This is a genomic window from Ruminococcus sp. YE71 (assembly GCF_900119155.1).
Lineage (GTDB): Bacteria > Bacillota > Clostridia > Oscillospirales > Ruminococcaceae > YE71.
In genome coordinates this window covers 1-18,341 of record NZ_FPIR01000001.1, presented here as the reverse complement: position 1 = coordinate 18,341, position 18,341 = coordinate 1, and the positions used below count along the sequence as shown (strand labels likewise).

Here is an 18,341-nt window from a genome sequence, read left to right as displayed (position 1 = left end):
GGAATGGGGGCCGCCTTAGCTGCGCACGGCAAGGGGAGAACCTTTCATCTGGCCGTGCAAAGCTAAGGCGGGTTTTCCACAGTGAATCCCGCAGTTAATTCCCTGTACATAACAAACAGTCCGAAAGCGGCAAGCGTCGCTTTCGGACTGTTTTTAGTTTTCGGCTTTGTACATACCTGCTTTTTCGAGCATTTCGGGGAGGTCGAAGGCGGAGATGCCGTCTTCCTCGACGCTTGCGCAGACTGCGGGGTTTTCCTCGGAGATAACGTCCCAGGGGGTGACCAGGTCAGTGACGGGGGAAGCGCCGAGGTCTTTGAGCAGTTTTTCGGTCTTTTTCAGCCGACCGCCGTCGGGCGAGTAGATGCTCATGACCTTGTACCGCTGAACGTATATCTCGTCGCCGCTTTCGTTTCCGCCGAAGCCGAACCTGCACAGGCCGTCGTTTATCAGCATCTGACCGTACTCGGTGATAAGCGTGCTGATGACGGGGGCGGTGCAGTTGTCGAGATAGTACAGTTCAAACTCGTCGTCGCTGCCGCTTACGGGCAGTTCGAGAAAGAAGAATATCGGCTCGGGGATAAGCCCTGTAAATCCGCGGATGAATTTTTCGAGCAGTTCGGCGGACAGCACTGCCGACAGACAGCCCTCATCCCCGTGCGAATATGTGTTTTTCAGTGCCGAGGTATCCTCGACAGATATGCCCTCGGGCATGAGAAAGGTTTCAGACACCGTTTTTTTCACCTCAGTTTGCTTGGATAAACGATTCGATATACGGATAAACAAGGAATATACCTATATAAATTATCATCGCGACATTTACGAACACTGTGGAGGTGCGTTTTCCTGCCGACAGCGCGTACTGCTGATTTTTCGATATGCTTTCGGAGAGGTCGTTGATGAACACCAGCATCACATAGAAGCCGATTATCATCATGAGTATCGCCGCCCCGAGGTAAATGTTCGAGAAGTCCTTGTTCATGGCTGTGCCGAAGTCGTTTATCGAAGCGATGACGTTGTTGCAGATGTGTATTATCAGCGTCGGGATAAGGCTGTCACAGCTTACCGCCACCGCCGCGAACAGCATACCGCCGATGAAGGTCGGCACTGTCTGGGAGAGGTTGCCGTGCATGACGCCGAAGAACAGCGCCGATACGAACACCGCAAGTCCCTTTCCGTAGGGGGACAGCAGTCTCAGAATGACGCCGCGGTAGATGAACTCTTCCGCGAAAGGACCTGCGACACAGACGTACAGGAACTGCATCGTCAGTCCGAGGGTGGTGGGGGTCTTTATCGTAAAGTCGGCTTTCGGGACGTTCACGCCGCCCGACGAGAGCATATCGACTATCAGCGCCGCGAAAACGCTGACTATCAGATTGACCGTGATACAGGACGGTGCCCATTTGAAGCCCTCGGCGACGTTTTTCTTCGATGGTCGGAACCACGAGACAAGGTCGGCTTTCAGCAAAAACTGTCCTGTGATGAACACCACGAGGGTCGAAAGCAGTACCGTGAACAGCATCGCACTCATGCGGAATGCCGTCCCCGCGATGAGGTCGGCGTAGTCGGATTTCAGCTTCTCCACCGCCACTTGCAGGCTGATGGTGGGCGACTTGCTGACCACGCTGTACACGATGATGTAGAATATCCTCGCCGAGACAAGGTTCATTATATTATATAGTATAAGCAGGAGCGCCGCCTTGGTAGCGCTCTTTGAAAGCGCCTTCTTTTCGTTTCGCATCGCCTGCTGTTTCTGCGCCCAGTACTCGTTCGGAGAAAGGAACTGCCGCTGCGGCGAAGGCTGCGGCTGCTGTCGGGGCGTCATCGGCGGCGGAAAATTATTACCGTACATTTTTCACACTCCGTCAGAGAAGATTCTTGACCGCATCGTAGATCCTGCCTGCGATCTCGGGCTTGTTCATCGAATAGAGATGGATGCCGTCAACGTCGTTCGCGATGAGGTCAACTATCTGGTCGATAGCGTAGGCAATACAGGCGTCGCGGAGAGCGGTAGGGTCGTTTTCGTAGCGGTTGAGCAGTCTTGCGAGCTTTTTCGGTATGGAAGCGCCGCACATGGACACCATGCGCAGGATGCCGGCCTTTGTGGTGACGGGCATGATGCCTGCCTCGATAGGGCTGCGGATGCCTGCTATCTGGGTCTTTTCGCGGAACTCGTAGAAGTCCTCGTTATCGAAGAACAGCTGTGACATGAAGTGTTCCGCGCCGCACTGTTCCTTTTCCTTCATGCGAAGGATGTCGTCCACCGCGCTGACTGCCGCAGGGTGAGTCTCGGGGTAGCAGGCAGCCGACACGCTTATCTCGGGGGCGTGTTCCTTTAAATATGTGATTAGCTCGGAAGCGTAGTGGAAATCGTCCTTCGGGGGGACTCTGTCGCTGTAGTCGCCGCGCAGAGCGAGCACGTTTGTCACCCCTGCCTCACGGAAGAGGGCGATAGCGCGGTCGATGTCCTCACGGGTGTTGTTGACGCAGGTGAGGTGAGCGATGGGCAGTATGCCGAACTTTTCCCTGATAGCGCGGCAGATGTCCACGGTGGAAGTGTCGGCAGGGTTGCCGCCCGCGCCGTAGGTACAGCTTATGAAGTCGGGCTTAGTGTCCGACAGACCTTCGAGGGTCGAATATATCTCGCTGACGGGATCGGTCTTTTTCGGGGGGAAAACTTCCATGGAAAAGACGGTCCTGCCTTCGGTAAAGATCTCTTTCATTTGCATATATATCACTATCCTTATTATAGTATATCACAGTTAGACACTATAATTATAACATATCTTCGGAAAAAATACAAACGCCTATATGTACCGTGTGTAAACAAATTATAGAATTTGTGTTATATCCCTTGCAATTTGCGGATTATAGTGTATAATAAAAATATAGTTAGCACTCGACCGTCAAGAGTGCTAAGATCCTTCAAGGCAAAAGAGGTAGTAATAATGGAAACAAAACAGTTTAAAGCCGAGTCGAAGCGTCTGCTCGATATGATGATAAACTCCATCTATACGCACAAGGAGATATTCCTGCGTGAGATAATCTCCAACGCGAGCGATGCCATCGACAAGCTCTATTTCAAATCGCTGACCGATACTTCGGTGGGCATGAACAAGGATGATTTTCTTATCCGCATAAGCACCAACAAGGACGACCGCACCCTGACCGTTTCGGATAACGGTATCGGCATGACCGCCGACGACCTGGAAAACAACCTCGGCACCATCGCGTCCAGCGGTTCGCTGGCGTTCAAGACCGAGAACGAGCTCGGCGAGGATGTTGACATCATCGGTCAGTTCGGCGTCGGCTTCTATTCGACCTTCATGGTGGCAAAGTCCGTTACCGTCATCACCAAGGCTTACGGAAGCGACAAGGCTTACAAGTGGCAGTCGGACGGCGTTGACGGCTACACCGTTGAGGAGACCGACAAGGATACCGTCGGCACCGAGGTCATCCTCACCCTCAAGGACGATACCGACGACGAGAAGTACTCCGACTATCTCGAACAGTACCGCATCCAGTCGCTGGTAAAGAAGTACTCCGACTACATCCGCTTCCCGATAAAGATGATGTGCGAGTCGCCCAAGTACAGCGAGGGCAAGGAAGAGCCCGACATCGTAATCGAGGACGAGACACTCAACTCCCAGACACCTATCTGGAAGAAGAACAAGTCCGAGCTCAGCGACGACGACTACAACAGGTTCTATCAGGAGAAGTTCATGGACTATACTCCGCCTGTTATGCACATCCACTCCAAGACCGAGGGTATCGCGACCTATGACGCTCTGCTGTACATCCCCGGACGCGCTCCCTTCGACTACTACTCCAAGGACTACGAGAAGGGTCTCCAGCTGTACTCCAGCGGCGTAATGATAATGGACAAGTGCGCAGACCTGCTCCCCGATTATTTCAGCTTCGTCAAGGGTCTTGTGGACAGCGAAGACCTGTCCCTCAACATCTCCCGTGAGATGCTCCAGCACGACAGACAGCTGAAGGTCATCGCTAAGAATATCGAGAAGACCGTGAAGAACGAGCTGACCAAGCTGCTCAAGAACGACCGCGAGAAGTACGAGAAGTTCTATGATGTGTTCGGTCTCCAGTTCAAGTTCGGCATCTACCAGAGCTACGGCACGGCTATCGACGCTTTGCAGGATCTGCTGATGTTCCCCTCGTCCTTCGACGACAAGGGCAAGGTAACGCTCGCAGAGTACGTTGAACGCATGAAGGAAGGTCAGGAGAACATCTACTACGCCTGCGGCGAGAGCCGTGAGAAGATAGAGCTCCTGCCTGTATTTGAAAAGGTAAGAGATAAGGGCTACGAAGTTCTGTACTTCACTCAGGATGTTGATGAGTTCGCTATCAGGGTAATGATGAAGTATAAGGACAAGCCTTTCAGATCTATCACCGACGCCGACCTCGACTTCGATACCGAGGAAGAGAAGGAAGAGGCAAAGAAGACTGCCGAAGAGAATAAGGATATGTTCGCCTTCATGACCGACGCTCTTGAGGGCAAGGTCAAGGAAGTCCGCCTTTCCAAGCGTCTCAAGAGCCACCCCGTATGCCTCACCAGTGAGGGTCAGGTGACTATCGAGATGGAGAAGGTGCTCAACTCCATGCCCCAGAACGACAACAACCGCGTCAAGGCAGAAAAGTGCCTGGAGCTCAACGCTTCGCACCCCGTGTTCGCAAAGCTCAAAGCGCTGTTTGAAGCCGACGACCAGGATAAGCTCGCCGACTACACCAAGCTGCTTTACTCGCAGGCTCTGCTCATCGAGGGTCTGACGGTGGAGAACCCCGTAGAGTTTGCAGACCTCATCTGCGGACTTATGGTATGATGAAATCCTGCTCTGTTTTGTGCAGTATCGCACAAGACAGAGCTTTTTTTTCGTGCGAAAAAGCACGTTATACGGTCATTGACTTATCGTTTTTGATGTGTTATAATAATATAAGATTATATTTTTGATATATAATGCAGGAAAATTACAGGGGTGAGTTTATGTCAATAAACAAGGAACTTAACTACAGGGAGTTCATGCAGAGGGAGAACGGGCTGCTGCATTCGCCGTATCAGAAAGAACTCGAATTCTATTCGGCAGTCAGCGCGGGCGACCTCGACAGGGTAATGGAACTCTACACACCGCTGGCGGTGGAGGGCTACGGCAAGCTGTCAGCCGACCCCATACGCAATATAAAATACCACCTCGTTATAACCATAGCGCTGATAGCACGCTTCTGCATCGAAGCGGGTATGCCGATGGAGACCGCATACACCATCAGCGATATCTTCATCAACAGGCTTGATGTCAGCACCACCGAAAAACAGCTCTCGGATATCCACCGCGAGACCTTCATCGAGTACACAAAGCGTATGCGCATGGTGAATTCGGGCGAGGCTTACTCGAAGCACGTCCTCACCTGTCTTGACCTCATATACAATAATATATATAATGGTGTGCGCGTTCAGGAACTCGCCGATGAACTGGGGCTGACTCCGCAGTACCTCTCGAAACTGTTCCGCAAGGAAGTCGGCATGACCATCACAGAGTACGTGATGTCAAGGCGAATACAGGCGGCGGAGAATATGCTGAAATTCTCGGAATACACCCCCGTGGACATCGGTAACTACCTGAATTTCAGCTCCCACAGCCATTTCATCTCCTGCTTCCGCAAGCACACGGGTATGACCCCGAAGCAGTACCGCGAGAATTACTTCCGCATGACATGGCAGTCCCCCGACAGCGGCAAGAAGGATGAATAGTGCGACAATTTTTGCAAAATGGGTAAAAGAAACTCACAAACGTCTTGCACATTTGGTGATAATGTGATATAATCAATTCGGACAGAGGTCAAAGTCTCTGCCCGAATTTTTTATCTATGGAGTGTAACAGTTATGGATAACAACAGACCGTATACGCTGTTCTGCGATACCACCTGCGACCTGCCCGAAGAAAGGCTCGCACAGATGGACTGCAAGCTGCTCCCTCTCAGCTTTGAGGTGGACGGCGAGACATTTACCACAGATACCATCACAATGAAAGAATTCTACACCCGTATGCGAAACGACGCACGCACCAAGACCTCGCAGATACCAGTCGGCGTCTATGAGAAGGCGTTCGAGGAGGAGCTGCAAAAGGGCAGGGACGTGCTGTACCTTGCGTTCTCGTCGGGACTGAGCGGCAGCTACGCGAGCTCGTTGATCGTGCGCGACGAGCTGAAAGACAAGTACCCCGACCGTAAGATAATCGTAGTGGATTCGCTGGCGGCATCGTCGGGGGAGGGTCTGCTGCTGATATACGCCGAGAAGAAGAAGCGCGAGGGCTATTCCATTGAGAAGCTCGCGGAGTACATCGAGGAGATAAGGCCGCATATCTGCCATGTTTTCACGGTAGACGACCTGAAATATCTGTTCCGCGGTGGAAGGGTTTCGCGCGGAGCGGCGATAGCGGGCACGATGCTGGGCATCAAGCCGCTGCTGAACGTTGATGACGAGGGTCATCTGATACCGCAGGGGAAAGTCCGCGGCAGGAAGGCGTCGATAAAGGCGCTGGGAGAGATGATAAAGGAGCGAGCAGGCGTCAATCCGAATCCGATAGTGACCATGAGTCATGGAGATTGTATAGATGATGCGCTTGCGGCCGAGAATATGATGAAGGAGATATTCGGCAGGGACACTGAAGTAGTGATAGCGTATACAGGCCCTGTAATAGGTGCCCATTCGGGTCCCGGAACGCTGGCGCTGTTTTTCTACGGAGACAAGAGATAATTACCGCCTAAACAAACGTCCCGTGTACGCCAGAGACAAAAAGTTTAGGAGGGAGGGAGACCCCCGCCTTAGCTACGCACGGCAACAAAGGCTCCCGAAACAGTGGCTCAGGAACAGAGTCTCCGTCCCTTACACGCCAGAGTCTCAAAAAGTTTAGGAGGAGGGAGACCCCCGCCTTAGCTGCGCACGGCTACAAAGGCTCCCCCAGCAGGGGCTCGGGGACGGCGTCCCCGTCCAGGGAATAAGGCTTTGAAGCCAAAGCGCACCAACATCCCATACAAACATAAAATCGGCAAATCCCGAAAAAACGTCCCGAAAGGCGCGGAATGAGAAACTAAAATCAACCTATCAAGAACAAACGATTTGCCGATTTTATTTTCGCGAGAGAGCGAAGCGATTCGAGTGAAACACCCCAAAAATCGCGCAAGCGATTTTCCCCAGACCTAAACCCACAATAATAACCCCCACAGAACCCGTGAGAAAGAAAAAATCTCACGGGTCCTTTACATTTCGGAAAATATTTTTGGACACTTTTACAAATGTGTCCAAAAATGCATTGACAATATATAATACGTGAATTATAATATAGTTACTTTAAATATATTATAGTGTGTAACATAATACATTATAATATAAAATCAAATGTAAAGGAGAGAGAGTCATGATCAAGGAAGAATGGAGATCGATTTTCAAGAATCCGCTGATGATCATGGTACTGACGGCAATAATCGCCATACCAACGATCTACTCCGGACTGTTCCTCGCATCGATGTGGGACCCCTACGGCAACCTGGATAAGCTGCCTGTGGCAGTCGTCAATGAAGATCAGCCTTATGATTACGAAGGCAAAAAGATCGACGTCGGCGACCAGCTGGTCACGAAGCTGAAGGAAAACAAGGCTTTGCAGTTCAACTTCGTCAACGCGGAACAGGCTCAGGACGGACTTGAAAACGGTACCTACTACATGGTAGTCACCATACCGAAGGACTTCTCGAAGAACGCTTCGACACTTCTTGAGGATGAACCCAAGAAGATGGAGCTGAAATACGAGACGAACCCCGGCAGGAACTACGTGGCAAGCAAACTCAGCGACACCGCACTTTCAAAGATCCAGACCAGCGTTTCGGAGGAGATAACAAAGACCTACTCCGAGACAGTGTTCGATGAACTTTCGGGAATAGGCGATTCGCTGAATGAGGCGTCAGACGGTACGGGTCAGCTCGAAAGCGGTATCGACCAGATAGCTGAGGGCAACAACACTATCACCGAGAACCTCAAGACCCTTGCGGAAAAGTCCGTGGTATTCGTTGACGGTACCAAGACACTTAAAGAGGGTATCAGTGATTACACCGACGGCGCAGCTCAGATAAATGAGGGCGCGAAAAAGCTCAACGACGGCGTGAACAGCTTGCAGTCCCAGTCGGGCGACGGCGTTTCACAGCTCAAGGACGGCAGCGGAAAACTCGCTGAGGGCGTAAAGACCTACACCGACGGCGTGAATACCGCAGCTGAGGGCGCGGCTGCCCTTAACTCGAACAACGAAGCACTCAACAACGGCGCGGCACAGCTGGCGGACGGCACTCAGCAGCTCACAGAAGCGGCAGGCGAAGGCGTTTCGCAGCTGACTGACGGCTCGAAGCAGCTCAAAGACGGCGTTTCGGCTTACACCAACGGCGTTTCTCAGGCGGCTGACGGCGCAAAACAGCTCACAGAAAATAACAAGGCTCTCAACGAGGGCGCGGCACAGCTCGCAAACGGCTCCAAGGAGCTGGGCGAAAAAGCGGGCGAGGGTGCAAAACAGCTCAAAGACGGCTCCGCTTCCCTTAAAGACGGCGTGACCGCTTACGCTGACGGCGTTTCGATGGCGGCTGACGGCGCAAAGAAGCTCGACTCCAACAGCGCGACACTTAACAGCGGCGCGGCTCAGGTGGCAGGCGGCGCACAGCAGCTCTCGGGCGGCTCCTACACACTGCTCGGCGGTCTGAACACCCTTTCGAGCACACTCAAAGCAAGCCTTTCGGCTGACAAGACAGCACAGCTCGCACAGCTCACTACAGGCTGCGATACCCTTCACAGCGGCATCACCGAGCTGAACACCGCAGTCTCCGCACTGGAGATACCCGACCTCAGCACCGCTGCGGCAGGCATCACAGGTCCTGCGGCGAACATCGGCGCTGACGCTCAGTCGGCAGGTGCGGCTCTCAGCGGTATGAGCGGAAGCCTCGGCAGCGCTCAGACCTATATGCAGCAGCTGGCTGCGGCAAACCCCGCACTCATGAACGACCCCAGTTATCTCGCTCTCGCAAATGAGCTCCATAACATCGGCGGCTACGCTCAGACAGCAGGCAGCTCGGTATCCGACATCGGAACTCAGCTGACCACCATGCAGACAGCAGCTTCGGGACTCTCCTCGCTGAACTCCGCGGCGGCAAGCCTTGAAACACTCAAGACCAGCGTCGCAGCGATAAGCGCAGGCGCAGACGCGGTTCTGCCCGGCTCGAAGATGGCTATCAACAACCTCAAGGGCGGACTCATAAACGTTCAGGCAGCTCTTGACGGACAGATAATCCCCGGTATGTATACCCTTAACAGCGGTCTCTATGACCTCTCCACAGGCGCTCAGAGCTTAGGCTCGGGCACAACCAGCTACACCAAGGGCGTCAGCGACCTGAAGGGCGGACTTGAACAGATCGACGCGAACAGCGCGGCGCTCAAAGAAGGCGCAAAGCAGCTGGACAACGGCGTTGCACAGCTCGGTACGGCTCTCGGCGAGGGCTCGGCACAGCTGTCCGCAGGCGCTGAACAGCTCCGCGACGGCGTTGCGGCTTACACCGAAGGCGCATCCGCACTCAGCGCAGGCCTCGATACCCTTAACGAGAACTCCGCGGCACTCAACGAAGGCGCATTCAAGCTCGACGCTGGCATCGGTACTCTTGCCGACGCACTCGGTTCGGGTGCGGGACAGCTCAATGAGGGCGCACAGGCGCTCCGCGCAGGCATCCTCTCCTACACCGACGGCGCATCGCAGCTCGGCAGCGGACTTGCAACACTCAAGACCAATTCACCCGCACTTGTAAAGGGCGCGAACGACCTCAACGGCGGCATCGGCACCCTCAACACCTCGCTGGCGAGCGGTACTGCTCAGCTTGCAGAGGGCACAGCACAGCTCTTCAGCGGCACACAGACTCTGACCGCCAACAACGAAAAGCTCAATCAGGGAGCTGCCGACCTGCTGGACGGCGCGGAGAAGATCTCCGACGGCGCTTCGCAGCTCGCAGACGGCAGCGAACAGCTCGGCGAAGGCCTGACAAAGGCTCACGACGGCGCTGACACCCTCACCACCGCTCTTTCCGACGGTGCAAAGGCAATAAACGACGTTCACACCACACAGGCTACCTACGATATGTTCTCGGCACCTGTTTCCACATCCAAGACAGAGCTCACACACGTTTCCGATAACGGTCACGGCATGGCACCTTACATGATGTCGGTAGGTCTCTGGGTAGGTACTCTTGCATTCTGCATCATGTATCCTCTCACCGAGGCTCACAGCAAGATCAAGAACGGTGTTGCATGGTGGGCTTCCAAGGCTTCCGTACTTCACCTGCTCACTCAGCTGATGGCAGCGATAATGCTCCTCGTGCTCCACAAGGCGTGCGGCTTCACACCCGTAAGCTGGGGCAAGACCATTGTAGTCGCCTGCCTTGCATCCCTCGCATTCATGTCGATACAGTACTTCATGAACGTTGCGATGGGTAAGGTCGGCTCCTTCCTCATGCTGATATTCATGGTACTCCAGCTCGCAGGCTCGGCAGGCACCTACCCTGTTGAGATCTCGGGCAAATTCGTTAGCAGCATCCACGCATACGTTCCGTTCACCTACACCGTAGACGCGTTCAGAAACGCTATCTCGGGCAACGGAAGCATCGTTCCCTGCTGCATCGTAATGGCAGGCATCCTCGTAGTATTCTCGCTGCTGACGATGAACCTCTTCATCATCAGAGCTAAGAAGATCGAAAACAATCAGACCACTCTCTATGACGTGATCGAAGCACACGGACTTGCCTGATAGGTCATCCCAAACGAGGTCGGGAAAACCCGGCCTCGTTTTTTTTGAAAAAAGACTTGACAATTAATGTTGAAATGTGTTATAATATATATAGTTTGAATCAGAAATTAACGAAATTCACCATATTGAAGGAGAACAGCACGGTTTTCGGCTTTTTCCTCCGGTAACGGTGGCAACTCTGACTGAGGTGAAATGTAATGATCACAGAAAATTATCTTTCCTGCCTGTGCAAATCATATTACGACCTGAAATATTCGCTGTTCAAGGTGATAGAGCATATGTGCAAGGAGGAGGGGCTGACCGTCCTCCAGACTATGATGCTGTTCCTTATCCGCTCTGAGGGAAGCCTTTCGGTGGGAGACCTGAGCAATTACTTCAATATCACTCACTCCAACGCTTCCACTCTCTGCAAAAAGCTTGAGCGCGACGGTCTTCTCTGCCGCACCCGCTCGAAGAAGGATGAGCGCAGCGTGCTTATCTCGGTGACAGACCACGGCTGCGAGATGATAGACCGTATGCTTGAACGCGGCAAGGGCTTCGCAGCAGCCCTCGACGACGTTCCCCAGAACAAGCTCGACGCTATCGTCCAGACTATCGACGAAGCGACCGAGATGCTCAAAAAAATGTCTTCCGACTGAACCCACAGCCGCAGGAATCACGTCCTGCGGCTTTTTTTCGCAATTATCAGCAAGTGCCGTATTGACATTTGGAGATTTATAGTTTATAATTAAAAAAGTAAACTATTTTTCTTGATCCCCTTTTCTTGGGTGCTGCCTGCGGGTTTTACTGGGGGAAACCTTTCTGAAGAAAGGTTCTCCCCTTGCCGTGCGAAGCTAAGGCGGCCCACATTCCAAAGACTTTTAATATGTTGTTCGTTTGTTGTGGTTGGAAAGATAGACTATCACCGCTTCAAGAGTGACCGTCTGATAAATACCGCAAATGAAGCGTTACGCTCTCATGTACGTCTTTTTGGCAAGGTCAAGCTATCTAAGAGTAGAACTACAAACTTCCCGACCTCTACAAAGTAAGGAAGAACCGCCCAAAAGCCAAAAAGTATTAAAAGTTTTAGTGAGGGGGTTTGGGGGAGACCCTTTTTCAAAAGGGTCTCCCCCAATAACTCTCAAAGTCTGATCTATGTAGAAAGGGAGTTTTTTAAAGGAGGAAATATATGTCCTGTAGTGAGATCTACTATTTGTCAACATTTGCGGCTTCGCTGGTGCTGACGATGATATATATGTTCATATGGCACAAGCATTTTGATGTGCATATCACGCTCATTTTCGTGATGGTGCCCATCACCAATCTGGGATTTTACCTTCTGTCCGAGACACAGTCGCTTGAAGCGGCGGTGCTTGCCAACAAGGTCTGCTATATCGGAGGGTGTTATCAGATACTGATAATCATGCTGACCGTGTTCAGCCTGTGCAGGATCAAACTGCCGAAGCTGGTGCGGATGGGGCTGTATCTGCTGACCTCGTTCACGTATCTGGCGTCACTGACCGCGGGCAAAAACGCCAGCTTCTACAAAAACATCGGTTTTGTCAGAGAGGACGGGACTTCTTACCTTATTAAAGAGTACGGACCTCTGCACGACGTCTTCTACATCATGATATTCGTCTACTTCGCTCTGAGCGTGGCGGCGATCGTCTACTGCTTCTTCAAGAAGACCCAGGTCTCGAACCAGCTTCTCCTGCTGATGTTCCTGCCCGAAGTCATCTGCATAGTGGCTTTCTTCGGCGGAAGAAAGGTCATCACGGTTATCGAGCTGGTGCCTGTGGCTTACGTTTTCGCACAGTTCGTCTACCTCGTCATCGTCTACAGGATGATGCTCTACGATATAACCGACTCGGGCATCGACTCCCTGGTGCAGGCTGACAATACGGGCTTCATCTCCTTCGACTTCTCCCTCAACTACCTCGGAAGCAACGAGACCGCAAGACGTCTTCTCCCCGACCTCGAAAAGGTGACCGTCGATAAGCCCGTCAAGGGCAACGCGAACCTTGAAAAGACCGTGCTCTCATGGCTCACCGACTTTATCGCCGACGATAGCAAGGACAGGGTCTACTACGAGACGGGCGACAAGACCTACCTTGTGGATATAAACTACCTCTACGACGGCAAAAGACGCAGGGGCTACCAGCTGTTCCTCAACGACGACACCCAGAACCGCAAGTACGTGGCTCTTATCGAACACTATAACGACGACCTTGAAAAGCAGGTCAGCGAGAAGACCGCGAACCTCGTTTCGATGCACAACAACCTCATCATGAGCATGGCGACCATGGTCGAAAGCCGCGACAACTCCACGGGCGGTCACATCAAGCGCACCAGCGAGGGCGTCCGCATCCTTGTGGAAGAGATACGCAAGGGCGATACCTTCGAGCTGTCGGATGAGTTCTGTGAGGACATCATCAAGGCCGCGCCTATGCACGACCTCGGAAAGATAGCCGTTGACGACGCTATCCTCCGCAAGCCCGGACGCTTCGAGCCCTGGGAGTTCGAGAAGATGAAGGCTCACGCCGCCGAGGGTGCGCGCATCGTTCATGAGGTGCTCAAAGACACCGACGACTACACCTTCCACATCATCGCCGAGAACGTGGCGCACTACCACCACGAACGCTGGGACGGCTCGGGCTACCCCGAGGGTCTGAAGGGCGACCGGATACCCCTCGAAGCGCGCATCATGGCGATAGCCGACGTTTACGACGCCCTCGTCAGCAAGCGCGTCTACAAGGAGAGTATGTCCTTTGAAAAGGCGGACCGCATCATCATGGAGGGCATGGGGACGCAGTTCGACAAGCGCCTTGAACCCTACTATGTGGCGGCACGCCCGAATCTTGAAGCCTATTACTCCTCGCTGTCAGAGGGCTGACGGCAAAAACACCGCCGCACTTGCGCACCGTTTTGTGAATAATCATTATTGACTTTGCGTGAAATAGGTGCTATAATAGAACTTGACTTCGGTGAATCGTCGGCAGGCTGAACTTGCAAAAATCGCTGTCGGGACCTTCGCCGCAAAAAGGAGTAAGTTTAAGATGAGAAGTTTTTCAAAGTCGCATAAGCTCGACTATGTGTGTTATGACATAAGAGGTCCTGTAATGGATGCCGCCAATGAGATGGAGGCTCAGGGGGAGCGCATATTGAAGCTCAATATCGGAAACCCTGCAAAGTTCGGTTTCTCCGCCCCCGATTTCATTCTGGAGACCATGGCTGATTCGCTCACCGCTTCGATGGGCTACAGCGATTCAAAGGGCATCCCCGAGGCGCTGGAGGCCATAAAGCGCTACAACGAGTACAAGGGCATCACGGGCGTTACCGTGAAGGACATCTACACGGGCAACGGCGTTTCCGAGCTCATCACCATGTCCATGCAGGGTCTGCTGGATTCGGGCGACGAGGTGCTCGTGCCTGCCCCCGACTATCCGCTCTGGACGGCTTCGGTGACACTTGCGGGCGGTACTGCGGTACACTACATCTGCGACGAAAGTTCCGACTGGAACCCCGATATTGCCGACATCAGAAAGAAGATAACCCCGAACACCAAGGCTATCGTCATCATCAACCCGAACAACCCCACGGGCGCGGTCTACTCGAAGGATCTGTTGCAGCAGATAGCCGATGTGGCGAAGGAGAACGGTCTGATGATATTCTCCGATGAGATATACGACAGACTGCTGATGGACGACGTTGAGCACGTTTCGATAGCGTCCATCGCCGACCCCGAGGTGTTCTGCGTGACCTTCGGCGGACTGTCGAAGTCCCACATGACGGCGGGCTACCGCTGCGGCTGGATGACCCTTTCGGGCAACAAGCAGGCGGCGAAGGGCTACATCGAGGGCATCAATATGCTCTCCTCCATGAGACTTTGCTCGAACGTGCCTGCACAGCATATGATACCGAAGGCGCTCGACCCGTCCTCCTTCGGCTGGAAGGATCCGCTGCTGCTGCCCGGCGGACGCATCTACGAACAGCGCGAGTTCATCACGAAGGCGCTGAACGAGATCGACGGCATCACCGCGGTAAAGCCGAAAGCGGCGTTCTACATCTTCCCGAAGATAGACATCGGGAAGTTCGGCATCACCAACGACGAGAAGTTCGTGCTGGATTTCCTGCATGAGAAGAAGATACTGCTGGTGGCAGGCGGCGGTTTCCACTGGGAGACGCCCGACCATTTCAGGATTGTGTACCTGCCCGACCTGAAAACGCTGAGCGAGTCGATGGACGGACTGAGCGAATTTTTAAAAACATACAGACAGTAAAAGAGAGACCGCAGATGACCTGCGGTCTTTTTTTGCGTTGACGGGGAGCATATGCTGACAAAACGACTTGTGTATGTTTGTAGAATATTCACAAAAAAGCTGTTAAAATAATAAATTATTAAGAAATCACTTGAAATATTGAACCTACTGTGATATAATTGTTAACATGAGGGAAAACATTACCAAACGGTAATAGTTTTCTAACAAGTACAGCTAAAGAAGTGCAGAGCGCTTCAAAAAAAATCTGAATAAGGAGGAATTCTTATGAAACGATCTTGGAAAAGAGTAACAGCAGGTATCATGGCACTGTCGATGGTGACAGGCTCGGTGCCTTTTGAGCCTATCTCGCAGGCGGTAACGAGTTGGACGGCTATCATGGCGAGTGCTGATAGCTCGCTTCAAACTGCAACATTTGATGCAAATGCGGAAACTAAGAAAAGCGGCACAACAACTGATGGTGATGTTTCAATAACTTTTAGCGGTCGATATAATAGTAGTATTTGGGGATCCTGGCTTTATAAATTGGGCAACGGTGAAGGTACGATCAATCTATCCGCTACAAATGAAAAGAAGATCAAAGATGTTACTGTATATCTGAGTGGACAATCAGATTCACTTAGTACTAATCCGGAAAGTCTCAAAGCAAATAATACAGTGGGAACATATAACGCTGAGGGACAAGTATTATCATTCACAAATGTAAACAGCAATGATGTAAACCTGATTTCTCCACATGAGTACTACCTTGTAAAAAAGATCGTGGTCACTTATGAAGCGGTATCGACCAAAACCGCCCTCACCACCGAAAACACGACCGTCACAATGGCGACCAACTCCGCTGACGTTGCATCGGTAGTTGTCGGCGAGACCACGCTTTCTGCGACCACAGACTACACCGTTTCCTACAAGCAGGGCGAGACCGACCTCGAATCAGCACCCACCGAACCCGGCACTTACACCGCTGTTATCACGGGTACGGGTGATTATGAGGGCAGTGTGGAAAAGGCGTTTGAGATAAAGGCAGTTACCTATGATATTACGGCAGTCAAATCATACGGTCAGACTGTAAACACAGATTTCGGTTCGGTAAGAACAAGCGCATCGGGCGACAATTATGTTTATTACGCCACGGCTAAAAATGGATATGAATTCTTAAACTGGACATACATCGTGGACGGAATCGAAAAGACCAGTACAAATTCTCCGCTCGCTATAAACTATAATTATGCCGCACCGACAGCTCATTTTGTCAAAGCGAGTACCAAAACCACCCTCACCGCCGAAAACACCACCGTCACAATGGCGACCAACAGCGCTGACGTTGAATCGGTAGTTGTCGGCGAGACCACGCTGACGACTAACGACTACACCGTTACCTATCAGGATTCTCAGGTCGGTACAATCGAAAAGCCCACCGAACCCGGCACTTACACCGCTGTTATCACGGGTACGGGTAATTATGACGGCAGTGTGACGAAGGAGTTTACTATACCAACGGTCGTCACAACTATCGAACAGCTTAAAGCAGCCGTTGATGAAGGCGGAACAGGCGGCTTGATTAAGCTTGGCGCAGATATCACTTCCACTTCAAAAGTGGATTTCGAAACAGCATCGACACTTGATCTCAACGGACACCATCTTACCTTAAAATATTTAAACAGTTATACCGATTTAGTAATTCAGGATTCTGCCGAGAACGGAACGCTGACACTAACTGATAACGGCTATGTAATTGGCGTATATGGTAGCAACTCAGTGACTATTGAAAGCGGTGCGATCGAGTTTGCAAGTATAGGGGCAGAGGGCATTAATATTTTTGATGATGGTTTTGTAACCATCAACGGCGGCACGGTCACGAGCGCAGGATATTCGATCCGTAGAAACAAAGGCACTGTAACGATCAACGGCGGCACCATTACAGGTGGATTCTATAGTGATGGAAGTACTAATGACACTCTGTCCATCACCGGCGGTACGTTCAGCTTTGATGTGACGAGCCTTGTTGCTGAGGGCGTTCCGGTCGAGCATATCGGCGATGTCTGGGCTGTCGGGGATTCTATTGCGGAGAACACAAAGGTCGTCACAACTATCGATGAGCTTAAAGCAGCCGTTGCAGCAGGCGGCTTGATTAAGCTTGGCGAAGATATCATCAGTTCCAATTCAAAAGTGGATTTCAAAAAAGCATCGACACTTGATCTCAACGGACACAATCTTACCTTAAAATATTTAACCGCTCGTGCCGACTTAGTAATTAAGGATTCTGTCGGGAACGGAAAGCTGACAATACCTGGTGGCGGCTATGCAATTTTAGTATGTGGGGACATCTCAGTGACTATTGAAAGCGGTGCGATCGAGTTTACAGATACATGGTCATACGGCTTTAAAATAGATACCAATGATGGTTCCGTAACCATCAACGGCGGCACGATCACGAGCGCAGGATATTCGATCAGTAGAAATAAAGGCGCTGTAACTATCACCGGCGGCAGCATTACAGGTGGATTCGATGATGAATTTGCTAATGACACTCTGTCCATCACCGGCGGTACGTTCAGCTTTGATGTGACGAGCCTTTTGACTGATGGCTATACAGCAACAAAGGACGGAGATCTTTGGGTCGTAGGGCAGCAGACCAAAACCTCCATCGAAAACGCCACCGTCACAATGGCGACCAACAGCGCTGACGTTGCATCGGTAGTTGTCGGCGAGACCACCCTGATCGAAGGCACAGATTACTCTGTTGCTTACAAGCAGGGCGAGACCGACCTCGACGAGGCACCCACCGAAGTAGGCGATTACACCGCTGTCATCACTGGTCTTGACAACTACCAGGGAACCGTTACGAAGGACTTCTCCATCAAGACCGAGATCGACGACGCTGTTATCACTCTGGGCGAGAACTCCTCTGAGGTCAAGACCGTAGTCCTCGGCGAGACCGAACTGACCGAAGATACCGACTACACCGTTTCCTACGAAGAGGACGGCGAAGAACTCGAAGAAGCTCCGACCGCACCCGGTTCTTACACTGTTATTATCACAGGTACGGGCGGCTATATCGGCACCGCGACCGAAGACTTCGTTATCAAGCCCGACGTCAAGGACGCAGATATCACTCTGGCTGCGAACTCTCCCGACGTTGATTCTGTAGAATACGACGGCGACGAAGTTCCCGATACAGAATACATCATCAGCTATAAGAACCTCGACGGCGATACCATCAGCAAGCCTCAGGTAGGCGGCACTTACGTGG

Annotated in this window: 11 protein-coding genes; 8 read left to right on the top strand and 3 right to left on the bottom strand. The window is 52.1% G+C overall.

The features are described from left to right. Positions 1 to 153: 153 nt before the first annotated feature. Genes BT142_RS00055 through metF form a run of 3 tightly spaced genes read right to left on the bottom strand, consistent with a single transcriptional unit; the run spans position 154 to position 2,720 of the window. Complete coding sequence (locus tag BT142_RS00055; RefSeq protein ID WP_072416164.1) at positions 154 to 729, bottom strand: hypothetical protein; 576 nt, start codon at positions 727 to 729, stop codon at positions 154 to 156. A gap of 13 nt (positions 730 to 742) precedes the next feature. Continuing rightward, positions 743 to 1,849 (bottom strand): CPBP family intramembrane glutamic endopeptidase, encoded by a 1,107-nt coding sequence (locus tag BT142_RS00050; RefSeq protein WP_072416163.1) that lies wholly within the window; start codon positions 1,847 to 1,849, stop codon positions 743 to 745. A gap of 13 nt (positions 1,850 to 1,862) precedes the next feature. Next, positions 1,863 to 2,720, bottom strand: coding sequence for a methylenetetrahydrofolate reductase [NAD(P)H] (gene metF, locus BT142_RS00045; RefSeq protein WP_347497564.1), 858 nt, complete (start codon positions 2,718 to 2,720; stop codon positions 1,863 to 1,865). A gap of 225 nt (positions 2,721 to 2,945) precedes the next feature. On the opposite strand from metF, the gene htpG reads away from it, so the two are divergent. From htpG to BT142_RS00005, 8 genes are all read left to right on the top strand, one after another. Further along, positions 2,946 to 4,835: a molecular chaperone HtpG gene (gene htpG, locus BT142_RS00040; protein WP_072416161.1), complete on the top strand. Its 1,890-nt coding sequence runs from the start codon at positions 2,946 to 2,948 to the stop codon at positions 4,833 to 4,835. A gap of 161 nt (positions 4,836 to 4,996) precedes the next feature. Beyond that, complete coding sequence (locus tag BT142_RS00035; protein WP_072416160.1) at positions 4,997 to 5,758, top strand: helix-turn-helix domain-containing protein; 762 nt, start codon at positions 4,997 to 4,999, stop codon at positions 5,756 to 5,758. Positions 5,759 to 5,890: 132 nt separating this feature from the next. Then, a complete protein-coding gene (locus BT142_RS00030; protein WP_072416159.1) occupies positions 5,891 to 6,763 on the top strand; it encodes a DegV family protein in 873 nt (290 codons plus the stop codon). Between the two features lie 661 nt (positions 6,764 to 7,424). Continuing rightward, positions 7,425 to 10,832, top strand: a complete 3,408-nt coding sequence (locus tag BT142_RS00025; protein WP_072416158.1) for a YhgE/Pip domain-containing protein — start codon at positions 7,425 to 7,427, stop codon at positions 10,830 to 10,832. A gap of 197 nt (positions 10,833 to 11,029) precedes the next feature. Beyond that, positions 11,030 to 11,470 (top strand): MarR family winged helix-turn-helix transcriptional regulator, encoded by a 441-nt coding sequence (locus BT142_RS00020; protein WP_072416157.1) that lies wholly within the window; start codon positions 11,030 to 11,032, stop codon positions 11,468 to 11,470. Positions 11,471 to 12,000: 530 nt separating this feature from the next. Further along, positions 12,001 to 13,704, top strand: coding sequence for an HD domain-containing phosphohydrolase (locus BT142_RS00015; protein WP_072416156.1), 1,704 nt, complete (start codon positions 12,001 to 12,003; stop codon positions 13,702 to 13,704). 163 nt (positions 13,705 to 13,867) lie between these two features. Then, positions 13,868 to 15,091, top strand: coding sequence for a pyridoxal phosphate-dependent aminotransferase (locus BT142_RS00010; protein ID WP_072416155.1), 1,224 nt, complete (start codon positions 13,868 to 13,870; stop codon positions 15,089 to 15,091). A gap of 654 nt (positions 15,092 to 15,745) precedes the next feature. Then, positions 15,746 to 18,341 (top strand): autotransporter outer membrane beta-barrel domain-containing protein (locus BT142_RS00005; protein ID WP_207647516.1); only part of this gene is annotated, 2,596 nt, incomplete at its 3' end.